This window comes from Edaphobacter aggregans DSM 19364, assembly GCF_000745965.1.
In the GTDB taxonomy this organism is placed as follows: domain Bacteria; phylum Acidobacteriota; class Terriglobia; order Terriglobales; family Acidobacteriaceae; genus Edaphobacter; species Edaphobacter aggregans.
Genome location: NZ_JQKI01000036.1, coordinates 1 through 14841 on the forward strand (window position 1 = coordinate 1; position 14841 = coordinate 14841).

18 protein-coding genes and 1 pseudogene are annotated in these 14841 nt (G+C 53.4%); 1 reads left to right on the top strand and 18 read right to left on the bottom strand.

Annotated elements, in window-relative coordinates:
- Positions 1 to 128: 128 nt before the first annotated feature.
- Positions 129 to 401, bottom strand: coding sequence for a tetratricopeptide repeat protein (locus Q363_RS15500; RefSeq protein WP_342667419.1), 273 nt, complete (start codon positions 399 to 401; stop codon positions 129 to 131).
- A 104-nt stretch (positions 402 to 505) separates the two neighbouring features.
- Between Q363_RS15500 and Q363_RS37490 the strand changes: the two are divergent.
- Positions 506 to 1541 (top strand): annotated as a pseudogene (locus Q363_RS37490) (IS110 family RNA-guided transposase).
- A 400-nt stretch (positions 1542 to 1941) separates the two neighbouring features.
- Here the strand turns inward: Q363_RS37490 and Q363_RS15515 are convergent.
- From Q363_RS15515 to Q363_RS15595, 17 genes are all read right to left on the bottom strand, one after another.
- Complete coding sequence (locus tag Q363_RS15515; RefSeq protein WP_035351840.1) at positions 1942 to 2541, bottom strand: hypothetical protein; 600 nt, start codon at positions 2539 to 2541, stop codon at positions 1942 to 1944.
- A gap of 121 nt (positions 2542 to 2662) precedes the next feature.
- Positions 2663 to 3241 (bottom strand): hypothetical protein, encoded by a 579-nt coding sequence (locus Q363_RS40560; protein ID WP_157466939.1) that lies wholly within the window; start codon positions 3239 to 3241, stop codon positions 2663 to 2665.
- Between the two features lie 177 nt (positions 3242 to 3418).
- Positions 3419 to 3898: an FHA domain-containing protein gene (locus Q363_RS15525; RefSeq protein ID WP_035351845.1), complete on the bottom strand. Its 480-nt coding sequence runs from the start codon at positions 3896 to 3898 to the stop codon at positions 3419 to 3421.
- A gap of 146 nt (positions 3899 to 4044) precedes the next feature.
- A complete protein-coding gene (locus Q363_RS15530) occupies positions 4045 to 4452 on the bottom strand; it encodes a tetratricopeptide repeat protein (RefSeq protein WP_035351848.1) in 408 nt (135 codons plus the stop codon).
- A 9-nt stretch (positions 4453 to 4461) separates the two neighbouring features.
- Positions 4462 to 4815: a hypothetical protein gene (locus Q363_RS15535; RefSeq protein ID WP_157466941.1), complete on the bottom strand. Its 354-nt coding sequence runs from the start codon at positions 4813 to 4815 to the stop codon at positions 4462 to 4464.
- A 66-nt stretch (positions 4816 to 4881) separates the two neighbouring features.
- Positions 4882 to 5187, bottom strand: coding sequence for a hypothetical protein (locus Q363_RS15540; protein ID WP_157466944.1), 306 nt, complete (start codon positions 5185 to 5187; stop codon positions 4882 to 4884).
- A gap of 21 nt (positions 5188 to 5208) precedes the next feature.
- Entirely contained in the window at positions 5209 to 7335 is a 2127-nt protein-coding gene (gene sctV / locus Q363_RS15545) for a type III secretion system export apparatus subunit SctV (protein WP_051978822.1), read from the bottom strand.
- A gap of 175 nt (positions 7336 to 7510) precedes the next feature.
- A complete protein-coding gene (locus tag Q363_RS15550) occupies positions 7511 to 7837 on the bottom strand; it encodes a hypothetical protein (protein WP_157466947.1) in 327 nt (108 codons plus the stop codon).
- A gap of 201 nt (positions 7838 to 8038) precedes the next feature.
- Positions 8039 to 8461 (bottom strand): tetratricopeptide repeat protein, encoded by a 423-nt coding sequence (locus Q363_RS15555; RefSeq protein ID WP_035351860.1) that lies wholly within the window; start codon positions 8459 to 8461, stop codon positions 8039 to 8041.
- Positions 8462 to 8866: 405 nt separating this feature from the next.
- Complete coding sequence (locus Q363_RS15560) at positions 8867 to 9925, bottom strand: EscU/YscU/HrcU family type III secretion system export apparatus switch protein (RefSeq protein WP_035351862.1); 1059 nt, start codon at positions 9923 to 9925, stop codon at positions 8867 to 8869.
- A 51-nt stretch (positions 9926 to 9976) separates the two neighbouring features.
- Positions 9977 to 10807, bottom strand: coding sequence for a flagellar biosynthetic protein FliR (locus tag Q363_RS15565; RefSeq protein ID WP_035351864.1), 831 nt, complete (start codon positions 10805 to 10807; stop codon positions 9977 to 9979).
- Positions 10807 to 11073, bottom strand: coding sequence for a flagellar biosynthesis protein FliQ (fliQ, locus tag Q363_RS15570; RefSeq protein WP_035351866.1), 267 nt, complete (start codon positions 11071 to 11073; stop codon positions 10807 to 10809). The genes Q363_RS15565 and fliQ overlap by 1 nt, the downstream gene beginning before the upstream one ends.
- Positions 11074 to 11095: 22 nt before the next feature.
- Positions 11096 to 11905 carry a flagellar type III secretion system pore protein FliP gene (locus Q363_RS15575; protein WP_157466950.1) on the bottom strand — a complete coding sequence of 270 codons (810 nt, stop codon included), beginning with the start codon at positions 11903 to 11905 and terminating at the stop codon, positions 11096 to 11098.
- Positions 11902 to 12309 (bottom strand): flagellar biosynthetic protein FliO, encoded by a 408-nt coding sequence (locus Q363_RS15580; protein ID WP_035351871.1) that lies wholly within the window; start codon positions 12307 to 12309, stop codon positions 11902 to 11904. Before Q363_RS15580 ends, Q363_RS15575 begins: the two co-directional genes overlap by 4 nt.
- Positions 12310 to 13761, bottom strand: a complete 1452-nt coding sequence (gene sctQ, locus Q363_RS15585; protein ID WP_035351873.1) for a type III secretion system cytoplasmic ring protein SctQ — start codon at positions 13759 to 13761, stop codon at positions 12310 to 12312.
- Positions 13748 to 14356, bottom strand: a complete 609-nt coding sequence (locus tag Q363_RS15590) for a flagellar hook-length control protein FliK (RefSeq protein WP_084080395.1) — start codon at positions 14354 to 14356, stop codon at positions 13748 to 13750. Before Q363_RS15590 ends, sctQ begins: the two co-directional genes overlap by 14 nt.
- A complete protein-coding gene (locus Q363_RS15595; RefSeq protein ID WP_035351876.1) occupies positions 14353 to 14841 on the bottom strand; it encodes a hypothetical protein in 489 nt (162 codons plus the stop codon). The genes Q363_RS15590 and Q363_RS15595 overlap by 4 nt, the downstream gene beginning before the upstream one ends.

Here is a 14841-nt window from a genome sequence, read left to right on the forward strand (position 1 = left end):
GCCTGCAACTGCTCCCGCTGCTCCGCGCCGAGAGTGAATGGAACTAAGGGACGACCCGCTGCCATCGGACTTACTCCTCACTCTATCCGATGACAGACCCATCCTTAGTTATTCAAAGTATTTTAGACTCAGAACACTAGGGCCTTCTGGTAGGCCGCAGTCGCTTCGGTCAGACGCTGCATCTCATCGAGCACGTTGCAGAGGTCGAAGAATGCGAGCGCATACTCGGGGTCAGCAAGGGTCGCCCTCCGGTAGTGCTGTTCGGCCTGCTCGTAGCGGTGCCGGTTGTAAAGAATCGTCCCAAGTTTGATCAGAGCATCTGCGTGCTCCGGTCGCATCGCAAGGATCGCGTGGTAGATCGCACGCCTGCTGAGTTCGCAGCCGTATGCAGCGGTGGAAATGACGGCGGTAAGACCGCCTTGGAAAACGCTTCGCGTTTCCCACTATTGGATGGTCCGCCGCCTGGACATCCGGACGATTATCTTAGCTGGCAGGAGGTTTCACCATGGAGATTTCGACCATCGGCATCGACCTGAGCAAGACCACCTTTCACCTGATTGGCCTCAGCCCTCGTGGTGATATTGTGCTTCGCAAGAAGCTCTCACGGAAGCAGCTCCTGACTTACACAGCACCCGCAAGCCGATGCTGATCGGGATGGAAGCCTGCGCAGGTGCTCATTATCTCGCTCGCGCCCTTCGGGATCAGGGGCACGATGCCAGACTCGTGCCGGCGCAGTATGTGAAGCCCTACGTCAAGACGACAAGAACGACTACCTGGACGCGGAAGCGATTGCGGAAGCCGTGCAGCGGCCGACGATGCGTTTCGTGCCGATCAAGAACGACGAGCAGGCTGGATCTGCAAGCGCTACACCGCGTGCGCGATCGCTGGGTCGCGAGAAGAACGGCCGTGATGAATCAGATACGCGGATTTCTCCTGGAACGTGGGATGGCTATCCGAAAAGGGCCTTCTTACCTGGTGACGCAACTGCAGGTCATCCTCACCGAGGGCGATTCTTCCTTTTCCGGAAGGCTGCTGCACTTGATTCGTGAGTTGAAGCATGAAATGGGACGAGCTCGAAAGGAAGATCGAGGAAGCCAGAAGTCAGTGCTGAGCTCGCCCGCATCGCGAAGAAGGATGATGGCTGCCATCGCTTGATGGAGGTGCCGGGCTTCGGGCCAATTGTCTCGACAGCACTCGTTGCGGCGATTGGTAACGGCATCAGCTTCAGAAAAGGGCGGGACCTAGCCGCTTGGTTAGGGCTGGTTCCGCGGCAACACTCGACAGGCGGCAAGACCAGACTGCTCGGCATCAGTAAGCTGGGCAATGAATATCTGCGACGCATGATGCTTCACGGCGCCCGATCCGTGGTGATGCAGATGGAACGAAAGCCTTCCGCTCTCGGCGAATGGCTGACCAGCCTTTCGCCGCGACGTCATCGCAACGTAACGGTCGTCGCTTTGGCCAACAAGATGGCTCGAATTGCATGGGCCATCTTGAGCAAAGGCACACACTACTCTGCACCGGCCTTCGTGGCGGCCTGAACCGAGGCTTGGAAAAGACGCCCGCCGTACGGGCTTGGAAATCGCTTCGCGATTCCACACTTTTCCAACCCTCCGACGACGAAGTTTTCCTCTCAAGTTTGCGAGACAAATCGATGTGTGAGTGAACGGTCTCAACCGGCGTTGCTCAAGCCTGTGTGGGAATGAGAACCCTTAGGAGTTCGACCCACTTTGTAGACCAGCAACGCGCGGACTCCATTATGGGCAGGAGCTCAGCTCCGCAAACAGGCCGGATACATTAGCGCAGACCCAAACACTCGCTACAAAGATTTAGCTTGCAATCTGACGGCGGACCATACATATTCCCACCGCACGGCGGCTGCTGGCAGTGAATTGACCTACGCTCCGGTCTCAAGCCTCTTGCTGGAGACCATCACTTGAGCTACATTAACCGCAATCGTGCCCGCCAAACAGGCACAAACTGAGTTACGCAAGCCGAAATTTCCAACCTCGCGCGGCAGAGTTTTCCGGGGCAGGTCACTTCGGTCAAAGTTTTCGTTTGTTTTCTTAGGCTTTGCAACGAAAAACGCCTACCTGATTGGGTATATGCTTCTCGGCGGGTTTGTGCAGTTAATACATGGAAGGCAAAGCCGCCCGCCGCATTTGTATAAACAAATCCTAACTTACGAACCATATTGATGGTCGCTCTGTTCGCAGTGGGTATCGCTGCATATAGTTTGTCATAATTCGATAGAAAGATGTCGAGCGCAGCTTGTAATGATGTATGCGGCGCCCAGGACACTCGCCTGCAGCTATCTATATAGATATGCATGTAGCCGTTCGGCTCACGGGCGGCCGCACCGATGATGATCTTTTTTCCTTGGTCAAAGAACTCTACGATATCCCATGATGCGATAGCTGCGGCAAGGAATTCGGGTGTTAGGTGCTGGAGGGGGAGTTTAGGTTTGAGATCATCTACACAGATAGTAAATAAAAACTCAGCGAGAGCATTCCGATCTTCACAACGACGAACAACAACCATCTCTAATCATGCTCCTTCGAGGGGTGAGCAACATGATGTTGCAGCGCAAGTACCCGAGCAGAACTGCCGTCTTTGCAAAACGTTCTTGTCCTAATCTAGCCGCGACTACACTTTGTGCTTGTCAGATTCTCATATTTCCAGACCCATGTGTCGGACCAATATCGGCCATGTAGCCGGAATTTTCTTCAGGCCCTGCAATGGGGTTTTCTGCAGCGTTCGCGTGTTCCTGCTCGTGGTGCGGGAATGTTCCGAGAGAGTTCGCGCTCTCACTTTCGGGATTTAGGAACAAACTGTCGCTGGCACCCAGCGAGGAGACACCGTTCATGCTGTCGATAGCAGACGATAGGGGATTTATGCCGACGCTGCCTCTATTGTCACCGTCATTATTGTTGTTATTGCTATTGATGTCGTCATTGATGTCGTTGGCCTTCTTTGCCCCTTTGTAGATCTGCTTTGCCATATCGCCAACAGACCGAGCCTCCGAGGATCCTTCGCCACCGATTTCTGCGCCAACCTCTCCTACTTCGCTACCCACTTCGGCGCCTGTAGCGCCCACTTCGGCACCCGTAGCTCCTGCTTCGGCGCCCACTGCGGCGGCTTCTCCGCCGACTGACGCTGCTGTAGCACCAGCTTCAACTCCTGCTGCTACAGCCTCTCCTATACCTACTGCGGCTTCTACAAGAGCAGGAATGAATGGCATTTTGTGTCCTCAGTGATCGTTCGTTATAGCTTGACTGCAACAGGTTCGCTGATTAGCTGCCAAAACCTGTCTAGTTGAGTTATCGGCGAAGCCGTGCCTGAAGTTGCTGCGGTGGTAAACTAACTTTGCTTTGTGCAGGCGAGGTGACAGAGTCGCTTTCCAGAACCAACGTAGCTCTCATCGATATAGAAAAAACAGGATGAGTGCGAGGCTCGCAATTGCAAAGAGCAGAAGCGTAACTTCGCGGGGTTCAAGAATCTGCAGAGCTGTCAACGGTAGCTTCCCGGCGGGTCTTACCTCTTTCTCTGTTGAGGCTGGCGAAGCCTGCACTTGTGATTTCGGAGCTGCCCCCGCCTCTTGAACCATGACACGCATCTCGTAGCCAGGAACTTCGATGATATCTCCGGACTTCACAAGAGCCGACATCTTGGCACTGAGCATCGATCCGTTTAGCCATGTGCCGTTGCTGCTGAGATTCTCAATGGTCAGAACACCATCAACGACCATGAGTGAGAAATGGTGACGAGAAAGCCTGTCCCCCTGGAGAGCGATCGGGCTTCCTAAGTGTCGACCAATCGTGATCTTCTCTTCGACAACCAGATCGCGATTGCTCGACTCATTCAAGGCTTTGTTCGTGACGACAAATTGGAGTTGCATGTGTAAACCAACTTCTCCTGGCTGCTGCACAATGTCGTGCAGCTAATAGGCAATTAATTCGATTTCATCTTGCCTGCCTTCGGCAGGGAAATAAGAATAGAGCGATGGGGTTTATGCTCATTGAGCGCTGAAGAACAGCCGATGGTTTACGGCTTCGGTTCCATCATCGAGGCCAGTTTCAAGAGCGACTTCGCGAGATTGGCAGTTGGACCGTTCTGACTTATCTCCATGGATCTTTGAAGGCTACGGATAGCATTGGTTCTCTGGTTCTGAAGCAGTTGAATCTCGCCAAGCTGCGCGTACGCTGCCGCACTTGAACTGTTCAGTTCGAGCGCGCGGCGGCAGTGTGCCTCCGCCTCGTCCAACTTTCTCTCGTCTACGGAAACGCCCGCGAGAGCCAAATCGGCTACCTCTCGCGTCGGAAGGAGTGCCCGCACACCCTGAAAGATGTCTCGCGCTTCTCGAAACCGTCCGGCATAGCGATAGACACAACCGGCTTCCAGCATCAACATGACGTCTTTGACGGGCGCCTGCACTTCTTTGCCTCTAAGCATTGTTTCCGCCTATGTAATGTTTTGAATTACTGCCATGAAGGTTTCGTGCTTCGATTTCTCAAGGTTCGAAGCTAATTCCGTCATTTCTTCATCCTGATTTGCTTGTGTGGCCACCGCCTGAAGCGCATTGGCGGCGGCAAGGTTGGAGGCATTGGCGGCGAAACCGGAGGCGGCAAGATCGGCGGAGAAGGCGGAACCACCGCCAATCAAATTTCCTAACGCGCCTCCCAGCCCCGGAGCAAAGGCGTTCGCTGCCACTCCGGTTAGGCCGCCCAAAACCCGCCTGAACATACCTGGCTGGTGAGCCTGAAGCTGCTGAAACTGGGACTGCTCAAGCTGAGCTCGACGCTCAAGCAGATTCAACTCCTGGTTGGAAGCCCGGGAGTTGACACCACCATTGGGATTTAACGTTTCACTCATGATGACCTGTTATCGCTTCGCCGACGCTGTGGATTGTTTCTTGTTGAGTTCGATTTGAATCTCCAGTTCTTGCAGTAATGCGCAAGTGCGGAGGTAGCTTGCAGAAATCAACCGCGCACGCACTCGGTCAGCGGCGGTGCCTGTTACTTCCTGCGATTGATACTCTTTGTGTTTTGCCGTTAAGCGAGAGATTGTCTTTGACGGGGACTGATCGAAGACCTCCGCCAGCATAGGGAAACTCATCCAGTCCGGCAGAGCCGTCGATGATGTTTCTCGCGGAATTGCCGTCGTTTTTATGTAGGTCTCTTTGAGCATTTGATTCACCTGGTGCATCGTTTATGAGAGGGCTGGCATTGCGATCTCTGATTCCGCGGGACGGCTTAGGGATATCGTCCCAATAGGTTCCACCGCAATCTCAGCCGCCAGCTCGTTGTAGCTGAGGGCGTGAAGCTCGGGCAAGCTGCTGCCCACTGCGGTCTTGATGAAGCGCCGAACCGAGCCGTCTACCACCAGTACTGGATTCTGAGTACGCGTAGGCACTTCCCCAATCTGGCTTCGAATCGCTCCGATCAGTGCATCGTTCTGTTCCGGATCCATTGCAAGGAATGCTCCTGCAGGTCCCTGCCGAATCGAAGCGCGAATCATATCTTCAATCTCTGGATCAAGCTGATAGACGATCAGTCGCGGTTTACCGCCACTTAGGCCGAAACAAATCCGTCTTCTCAAGGCAAAGCGCGCATGCTCAGCGAGCGCAGCGGTATCGCCCGAATCGGTACGACTCCATTCTCCGATGGCTTGCAGAATTGCTCGAAGATCCTTGATGGGAACCTGCTCGCTGAGGAGCCTCTGCAGGACTTCCGTAAGCTGCTGCAGCGAGAGCACTTTGGGCACAACCTCATCGACGAGCGCCGGATAGAACTTACGCGCTTCGCCGATCATCCACTGAACTTCCTGAATCGTGATGAAGTCCATAGCGTGCGAGCGTAGAAATGCGGAGATCTGCAGTAGAAGGATCTCATCCGTGTCCCAGATCTTCATCTCCAATGCGGAGGCGCGTTCCAGATCTGTCCTGTTGATCCAGCAAGCCGGCTTGTGATCCGCGGGATTGACTGTAGCCTCCGCTTCTATCCCGTAGTCAGCCAATCGATCTGAGGCTGCGTTTACCAGGAGGCGATCAGAACGAATCCATCCGGTAGTGATCGGTGCTTCGTTAAGCCAGAAGCGGTAGTTGTTGCTTTCTTCAAATGCAAGCTGCACCTGGTCCACTCGCAATGGCGGGAAGATAACACCTAATTGCCTGTAAAGCGCATTTCTCAAATTGACTAGCTTGTCGAAGAATGCCTTGCCTTCTTTGCATTCCAGAGACACAAGAGGCGCTAAATCGCCGCCCACCTCGAGGATGAGAGGGAATGTTCTTACCAGCTCCGGATTGGCGGAGGGAGGCGGTACAACCTGTACAAGGTTCTTCGGCTTTTGGGTCTGCGACTGCGCTTTGAGTCGCTTCGCCTGGTAGAGGCTGTAGGATAGACCGCCGGTCACCACCGTGAGAAGGAGGAATGCGAACTTGGGCATTCCTGGTACTAATCCGAGCACCAGCAGGATGACGGAGGCAACGCCAATGGCCTTTGGCTGTGCAAGAATTTGGCCGGCGATATCGCTGCCGAGGTTCGTCTCCTCATCTTCGGAAGCTACACGCGTCACTATCATGCCGGCAGATATGGAGATGAGGAGCGCCGGAATCTGCGCAACCAATCCGTCGCCGATCGTGAGGATAGAGTAGGTCTGAACAGCTTCACCCGCAGGCATGCCGTTCATCGCAACACCGATAATCAAACCACCAACGATATTGATGACCGTGATGATGATGCCGGCGATGGCGTCGCCCTTCACGAACTTCATTGCGCCATCCATCGCGCCGTAGAATTGCGATTCCTTCGCCAACATCTGGCGTCGTTTGCGAGCTACTTTGAAGTCGATGCTGCCAGCCCGCAGATCCGCATCAATGCTCATCTGTTTGCCAGGCATCGCATCCAGAGTGAAGCGGGCTGCGACTTCAGCCACGCGCTCGGAACCCTTTGTGATGACTATGAACTGCACCAGGGTGATGATCAGAAAAATAACAGCGCCGACTACGAAGTTGCCACCGACCACGAACTGACCGAACGCCTTGATGACCTCTCCGGCGTCGGCCTGTAGCAGAATCAGTCTTGTCGACGATATCTCCAACGCGAGCCGATACAGTGTCGTTAGCAGCAAAATTGTGGGATAGGAGGCAATTTGCGCGCCGTTCGACACATAGACGGACACCATCAAGATCGTAATCGCGACGGTAATGTTGACCGTAAGAAAGATATCAAGCATGAACGTCGGCAATGGCACGATCATCAGACCGACGATAAACGTTATGCAAGCAACCAAGATCAGGTCGCTAAAGCGAGTCAGGACGGTGTTGAAATTACCCACTCGAATCTCTTGCTTGACACTTGACAACTGCACAAAAAACTTAGTTAGCATACACGCCCGGAGACAGCGATTCGGCGGATATCCGCCGAATGAAAGAATGTTCATCGACAGATGAAGCCCGCAGAGATGAAGGATCAGGTCCTGTCTATGCGGGCTTCAGCAGGTTCAAGCGCTTTTACGCCATCGAACCAATGGCAGCTTTGATTTCCTCGTCACGAGCCTTTTCCAGTGCGGCATTTAATTGAGCCTGCTCTTCGTCCTGGTTCGATTCGTCAGCAACGGCCTGCTGGGCATTAGCCGCTGCAGCGTTCTGTTCATTTGTTTGGTGGGCTCCCGCAGATCTATCTAAGGAACTCTCGTTCTGCTGAGCGCTCTGCGCCTGCGAGGTCTGCTGATTGGAAGCAACACCGCTATTTGCATCCTGCGTGATGCCGCCCGACTGATCTTGAATTGAGCCCGTCTCGCCGGAACCACTATTTCCAAAGCCAGATGGTTGTTCCAAGCCGGGGCCGCCTCTAAGGCTTCTGACTGCCCCAGCTGCCTCTTCACCAGCTCCAGCGACGTCTCCTGCGACTTCCGCGGCTTCCTTGAATCCATGACCCACCGACGATATTAAAGACATAACTTAACTCCTCCTGGTAACTAACAAACTTCGCTGACCGGTTATCGTCGGTCGCTCTTATCGAGTTGCGTGCAACATCATCTATTTTTCAATGTCGCGACTCGTACGTTCCATCTGCTTTGCTCTGACAGCCCTCAGTCGCAGCTTCATGCGCTGTGCTGCACCGTAGGCCTGAAGTTCCTCCATTCGCTCCAGATCCCGTATGGCGTCTTCAATCATTCCTAGCTGCAGAAATCCTTCACAGCGCCTTACAAAGGCATTGGTGTAAGTGGATTCAGAGGCAATGACACTCGAGGCATATCGAATGGCCTCTTCAGGGTTTCCTAAAGATAGGTGAAGCGCACTTACAGCGTCTCTGTAATAGAGATTGTCGGAATCCACCTCAAGCAGACCCTCGAAGAGGGCAAGAGATTCCCGAAAACGTCCTTCGGTATGCAGTAAGTAGGCCCGCTCACCTGCCAGGTAGGCTGAGTGTTCGTTCCAACTCGCCGAAAATACGCTCATTGTCCGCCTCCCTCAGATGCACGTGCGCGGATCCGGCGCGCCGCTTGGTAGTACGTAGCTAGAATTCCCAGCATTCGATCAAATTTCGGAGAAGCTGATGACACGCTCGCGCCGTTGCTGGAAGTGTTGCCTGGAAAGCGAAGTGAACCACCTGTCCCACCTGCAGTGGTCCCGTTACCGAGACAAGCCGGCCGGGGCGGGGGATCGATCTGGCTGGGACTTGGTGACATCTGATTCAGGCCCAGCAGATCCTGCCAGCCTGTCGGCGACGGCATGTCTCCCACAGGTGACGTTTGGCTATAAGGGGCTTCTGAGTAATCTTCCTCGAACCCTTCTGGATCCGTCGCGGCAGCAGGTCCCATTTCAAGGCCGGGAATGAGGTAGCACGTATTTAGTTCATCGATATTAGTTTTCATTTTCAAGTCTCGACGCGAGGTTCAGGATCTCTGCGACAGTCTCGTACAGTTCTTCAGGAATCTCTTCCTCAAGTTCAAGAGTGAAGAGGCTACGTGCCAGCTTTATATTTCTAATAACCGGCACATTATGGCTCTTGGCTATTTGAATAATCTTTTGAGCTAATAGCATTTCGCCTTTGGCAACTACCCGTGGTGCGTTCATGTGAGTGTCTTCATACTGCAACGCGACGGCGATGTGGGTCGGATTGACGACCACAGCCTTTGCCTTAGGCACTTGTTTGGTGGCGTTCTCCCGTAGAAGCGCCATATATAAGGCTTTGCGATGGCCCTTTACGTGTGGGTCGCCTTCCTCTTCCTTGTACTCCCGCTTGATCTCTTCCTTGGACATCATGAGACCCTTCATGAAGAGCTGCTTCTGCATCGCGAAATCAGCTGCTCCAAAGAGCAGAAATACCCCGCCCACTTTGAAGAGTAGATGAAACAGAAGCGGTGGGCCGATGCCGGCAATTTGTGCGATGCCCAGTCGACCGGAGACGATGAGGTCGCGAAGGAAAGATGAGAGGGTCGAGTATGCGAGCCAAAGGATGATGATGAACTTGAGGAGGTTCTTGACCAACTCGAGATAGGTCTTTGGCTTGAACAGAATATTCTGCAGCCCCGTCACGGGATTCAGCTTCGTAAAGTTGGGCGTCAGTGCTTCGGGTGCGAAGAGGAATCCCTGGAGTTGAAGAAAATTAACCGCGATGGCGGCAATAGCGAGTGCCGCAAGGAGTGGCATGGAAAGCAGCAGGAACTTGATCGAAGCGTTGCCGATACGAGTCATGAGCATACCTGGATCCAGGGATCCGGCCATCAGCTTTGGACTGAACGACTCAATCATGAACGCTTTTAGCTGTTCGACAAGAGCAGGTCCGGTAAAGGACAGCACCGTGGCCGCGGTCAGAAAGAGCACAGATTGAGTCAGATCTGAACTCTTGGAGACCTGCCCCTTCTTTCGTGCATCCCGAAGCCTTTTGGGTGTAGGTTTCTCTGTTTTGTCGTCGGCCATCTGCGAACTCGCATCAGTTATCGTCGCCACTCCAGATCGGTTGCTAGACGGTTACCGCATACTTGCGACGAAGTAGTTGATGGTTGGAATTACCGATGCGAGGAACTGCTGCAGTCGATCGAAGAAGAACCCGGCCGAGAGGAGAAAGACGGCAAGACCGATCCAGGATTTCGCGATGTTCGAATCACTGCTAATGCGAATTGAAGAGGCGACCTTTTGAATGCTCCCGAATGATATGTCGACCAGAAAGATCGTCAGGACAACGGGCGCGCAGAGTTGAGCGCCTACGAGTATGGCGGACGCGCTGATGCGCGTGAATCCATTGGCCAACGGTAACCAGCCGCTACCAAAGTGGGGCACTTGGAGCAGAGGGATAACCAAAAAGCTGTGCGCGATGCTGCGCAAAAATAGAAGATGCCCACCCAGAAGGAGGAATAGCACGATGGAAGCCTGAACCTGAAGGTTTCCAAGTGCTGAAACGTTACCCGGTAGTTGCGGGGCCAGATAGGTGATCTGGTTCAATCCTCGTTGCGTGTCGATCACAATTCCGGCAATCTGGACACCGAAAAAGATCATTTGAGAGATGAATCCGATCATCATACCGACCACGAATTCCTTAGCCAACAGAGCGAAATAAAACATGGACGATCCGGGTATCGGACCAGAGGCTTTGGCAAGACCCGGATACAAAAGCGCTGCGATTACGGCCGCTAAACCCATCTTGGCTTGACTGGGAAGGGCTTGGCCGCCCATGAAAGGCGCCAGGCTCAGAGCAGCAATCAAACGGGCGACGATGAGAAAAAACAGCAGTAGAAACGACTGTATATTGACGTGGATTCCGGCGCTCTGCAGCAGACTTTGCAGCATGGGCAGAAATGCCATCAACGCACCACCACGATCGAGTTAAGGATCATCTGCGTGAACTGAACTGCTTGCCTCAACATCCAGGGGCTTAGGACAGCAATCGTCAGAAAAACGCTGATCAACTTAGGGACGTAGCTCAGGGTCTGCTCCTGAATCTGGGTTGTCGCCTGAAGAATGCTGACGACGACTCCAACCAGGAGACTCACGAGCATGGGGCCTGCGGACAGCAGCAGAACCAGCATGAGCGCTTCGCGCAAAATTGTGATGATCGCTTCCGTATCCATAAGTGCCTTTCCTCGTCTCGACTCAAACGTAGCTCAGAACCAGACCACGGATGATAAGAAACCATCCATCGACGAGTACGAAAAGCAGGAGTTTGAAAGGTAATGAGATAACGCTCGGAGAGAGCATACTCATGCCCATCGCGAGCAGAATATTTGCGATTACCATGTCAATAACGACGAATGGAATGAAGATAAGAAATCCCGTCTCAAATGCCTCTTTCAACTGGCTTGTCACAAACGCAGGAACAATTACCTGGAAATCATCCTTTGAGAGAGAGGAAGATGCAGATGTGGGAGGCGGTGCGGCCGATGAGAGACTGGAGTAGTTCGCTGGGGTTGTGACAGTTGCCGTTGCGGAAATCGGTGCTATCGTTTCGGGCTGAGCCGGAGGATTTGCTATCCTGACTTTCGCATGAGGTTCGCTGGCCCCTTCCTCCAGGCGTTTCGCGAGCTGAATGAAGAGAATTCGATCCTCATTATGTGCGTGCTTGATCAGGAAGTGGCGAAGAGGCTCCCTTCCTCGCCCCGCTGCTTCAAAAAGATTTTTTACGCTTGCCTCGGAAAAGATATCACGAGTGTCGGAGACCGTACCAGCAGCGGCATACATCTGGTTAGCGACCGGTGTCATGATAAAGAAGCTCAGAACGAAAGCGAGTCCGGTGATCACTTGGTTTGGTGGTACAGACTGCGTGCCGAGAGCATTGCGCAAAATAGAAAGAACAACTGAAATTTTGACAAACGACGTCAACATCACTAGGACAAACGGGGCCAAGCTAAGCGCACCAAGGACAATGACCATCACAACCGGATTTGGTAGTGAATTTGGTGTCACAATGCCTTCTCCTGGCTACGATCCGCGACGGCCTGGGCAATGTGCCGAAAGACAGAGCCGCGCGTCATACCGGTGTGGGCAGGGACAGGCAGTTCTTCGAAGTCTCCTGGGTTGAGCGTTGTCATAAATTGAACTGTCTCTGCTGAACCCGCCAGAAGAACGACTGTCTTTCCGGCTTTTACCAGATAGAGCATTTTTCTAGGCTCAAGCGGGTATTTCGCGATCACCTGAATCTGGCTTGAAGCCGGCGTCGATAAGCCCGTAAGTTTCGGGAGTAGAACCTTTGCAGCGACGAGCGCGAGCAAACAAATACCGACGAGAACGAGCAGTGTCTTGGCATAGTCGAGCCAAAGGTTCGTCGATAAGGCAGGGGAGTCAGACACGGGGAGACTGAAGATAGACATTCAGGCCATCCCCCAGCGCGTGATCTGAACCCCGAGGCGCTCATCTATCTCGACCAGATCTCCAGTGCCCACAACTCTGCCGTTTGAGACCAGCTGAACCTCAGCGTGCTGCTCTTCATCAAGTTCGATAATGCTTCCGTCTGCCAGGCCTTCCAAGTCCTTGAGTGACAACTCGACCTGACTGAGTACGACATGGATTCGAACGGGAAGCGCCGCCAAGTCGATCTTTCCTGCTGTTTCCACTTGTTCCTGAGGATTCGTACTTTGCTCCATATCAGCATTCCTTTCAAAGAATTCTTTAACTTCGAAGCAACGGGGATTGTCTTCGTCTCGTACAGCACGCCAGCCGCGTTCCGATACATGCGTGCCAACAGCGGGCGGCAGGACCAGTTCCACCTTTGAGGTGTAGAGCAGTGTGTCAGCTGGTTCCAGATCCTCAAGCTCGCCGATGGCAGCATCGACGAAACCTATACGAACCATCACCTGCCAAGTAAGTTGTTCTTTCGCGCTATCGGGAAGTTTGGTCCATGGTTTGCCTTGCAGCTTCTGAAGGCATGTGTCTGGCAGAAACAGCAAAATGCTGCCATGCGCATGAGTCATGCGCACTGACGCTTCGAATGTGACACCCGGCTCATCCTGTAATGCGAACCGGCTACTGGGCACCAAGGCACATTGGAAAGGGAACTGAAGTTCCCGGTTCGCACGTTCGAGAATACTGACTACAACAAACTCAAACAAACCTGAATCAGCCTCAGCAAGCTCGGAGAGCGTATTACGCGTGAGCCGAGAAAGTATGGTCGTCAAAAAAGGCCGAGCGAGTGCAAGCACCCCATAGCCCATCTCCGGATGAATACGAAACTGGAACAGGCACAAGTCTGAGCCTAATGTGGAAACGAATTCAGATGCCGCCGTTGGGCTGAAGCGGCACGAGTAAGCCAGTTCAACTTCATTGTCGCGTGTCCATAGTTCCTGCGGGCTCATTCGAAGGATGTAAGGAAAAATGAGCACCTCGTCTCCGCTCAACAGTCTCCGCGCATTTCCTGGCTCGAGCCTTTGGCGATTGACGTAGGTGCCGCTGGAGCTCTCCAGATCCTCGATGTAAAAGCCTTCTTCGCGCTCCACAATGCGCGCATGCTTTCGGCTGATGGAGCGCTGCGGAAGGGCAATGTCGTTGTCGGTGGCTCTGCCGATGGATATATCCTTTTGTTCAAATACGTACCTCTGAGTCTGCTCACCGTGGAACTCACTAGACTGTGTAATCTCAAGCCTTCGGCCGGAAGGAACTTCGAGCAACTCCCGCAGTGCATCCTCTACCCAGGTCTTCCAGGAAAAGGCGTTCCCAAACAGACTTCTGGAAAAATTGATCGAAGCTACCTGGCTCGGTGTGTACTTCGGCAGATTCCGAAAGACTTTCAGTCCGGTGTATTGATGCTTCGGTTCAAGCACTGGCATCTCTGTTCCGCTGCATTCCCGATGAGGTGTGAGATTTGGAGATCGCGATGTTCCAAATCTTTACTCCTTTGCTGGTCAAGGTTTCCTGAAGCTCCCCAGTATGGCGGCTGAGCAGATTGGATACATTGTCGGACTGTGTTACGAAGCGGATTGCCAACTGCCCGTCTTGTTGTCGAATCTGCACCTGCAGCCCTTCGAGAGTCTTGGAGTCGAAGGTGATGTTGATTGCCTCCGTCTTTCCACCTTGCCGAAGGATTTCGATTTGGTAGCTGACCTCTGTGGCCAACTTATCAATCTGCGAGGGAGCGCTGGCATCCGGCTGGGCGACCTTCCCCGCATTCGCGGTTGTCGATGATTGAGAGAAACTCGTTCCAACGTCTGCCCCAAGAGGATTCGCAGACAGCGGGTCGAGCGTCGCGGGGCCCTTTTCCTTCAGAGCATCAACGCTGTCTTCCTTGGTGGCCGTCTGATTTGCCCGGCTCTCTTCCTTCTTGCTTTTCAGCAATTGTGAGAAGCGGTCAGAAGTCTTCTGCTCGTCGGTCCGATTCCGGGCGCTTCGAGCGGACTCATTCACAGATTCTGTAGTAATTCTCATGCCCTCGCCCGCCGACTTATGTGCATCACGTTGCCAATTTCGTCCTGCTCCAGCTCTTCGCGATAGGCGGCTTCTTGAAGAAATCGCTTCTCTGTTTTTTGCCGGTATTTCTCCAGGACATCTACTTCGCGCTGACGCTCTTTGAGAGCTAACTGCGCTTCTCTTATCAGGTCGGTTGCTTGATCGACGAAAACCTGCTGCGAAAGAACCCCCGCCTGCGCAGCTTGTACATCAAGTCTCAGTCCGTTCAGCAAGTCACTTCGCTTCGAAAACGTCGAACCCTCATGGACGCCTAGAGCGAAGCGCTCGGCGCGTTTCCTCTGATAACGTTCCTCTGCACGCTGTACTTCGCCTTCCAGTTCCTTCATCGTCCGTTGCTCAACTGCGAGCTCGCGCTCGCGTGCGGCCAGTAAATTTATGGCTTGTTGTTTGTCTTCCGTCCGCTGATCGAGAACAGCTTGAAGACGAAATTGAAAAACCGTCAT

What these genes read in the sequence shown, in the direction of transcription:
- Q363_RS15525 (WP_035351845.1), bottom strand. Translation starts at nt 3,898, where the DNA reads ATGCAACTCCAATTTGTCGTCACGAACAAAGCCTTGAATGAGTCGAGC.
- Q363_RS15565 (WP_035351864.1), bottom strand. Translation starts at nt 10,807, where the DNA reads ATGGCATTTCTGCCCATGCTGCAAAGTCTGCTGCAGAGCGCCGGAATC.
- Q363_RS40560 (WP_157466939.1), bottom strand. Translation starts at nt 3,241, where the DNA reads ATGCCATTCATTCCTGCTCTTGTAGAAGCCGCAGTAGGTATAGGAGAG.
- Q363_RS15515 (WP_035351840.1), bottom strand. Translation starts at nt 2,541, where the DNA reads ATGGTTGTTGTTCGTCGTTGTGAAGATCGGAATGCTCTCGCTGAGTTT.
- Q363_RS15555 (WP_035351860.1), bottom strand. Translation starts at nt 8,461, where the DNA reads ATGAGCGTATTTTCGGCGAGTTGGAACGAACACTCAGCCTACCTGGCA.
- Q363_RS15530 (WP_035351848.1), bottom strand. Translation starts at nt 4,452, where the DNA reads ATGCTTAGAGGCAAAGAAGTGCAGGCGCCCGTCAAAGACGTCATGTTG.
- Q363_RS15580 (WP_035351871.1), bottom strand. Translation starts at nt 12,309, where the DNA reads ATGTCTATCTTCAGTCTCCCCGTGTCTGACTCCCCTGCCTTATCGACG.
- Q363_RS15590 (WP_084080395.1), bottom strand. Translation starts at nt 14,356, where the DNA reads ATGAGAATTACTACAGAATCTGTGAATGAGTCCGCTCGAAGCGCCCGG.
- Q363_RS15540 (WP_157466944.1), bottom strand. Translation starts at nt 5,187, where the DNA reads ATGCTCAAAGAGACCTACATAAAAACGACGGCAATTCCGCGAGAAACA.
- sctQ (WP_035351873.1), bottom strand. Translation starts at nt 13,761, where the DNA reads ATGCCAGTGCTTGAACCGAAGCATCAATACACCGGACTGAAAGTCTTT.
- Q363_RS15595 (WP_035351876.1), bottom strand. Translation starts at nt 14,841, where the DNA reads ATGACGGTTTTTCAATTTCGTCTTCAAGCTGTTCTCGATCAGCGGACG.
- Q363_RS15560 (WP_035351862.1), bottom strand. Translation starts at nt 9,925, where the DNA reads ATGGCCGACGACAAAACAGAGAAACCTACACCCAAAAGGCTTCGGGAT.
- fliQ (WP_035351866.1), bottom strand. Translation starts at nt 11,073, where the DNA reads ATGGATACGGAAGCGATCATCACAATTTTGCGCGAAGCGCTCATGCTG.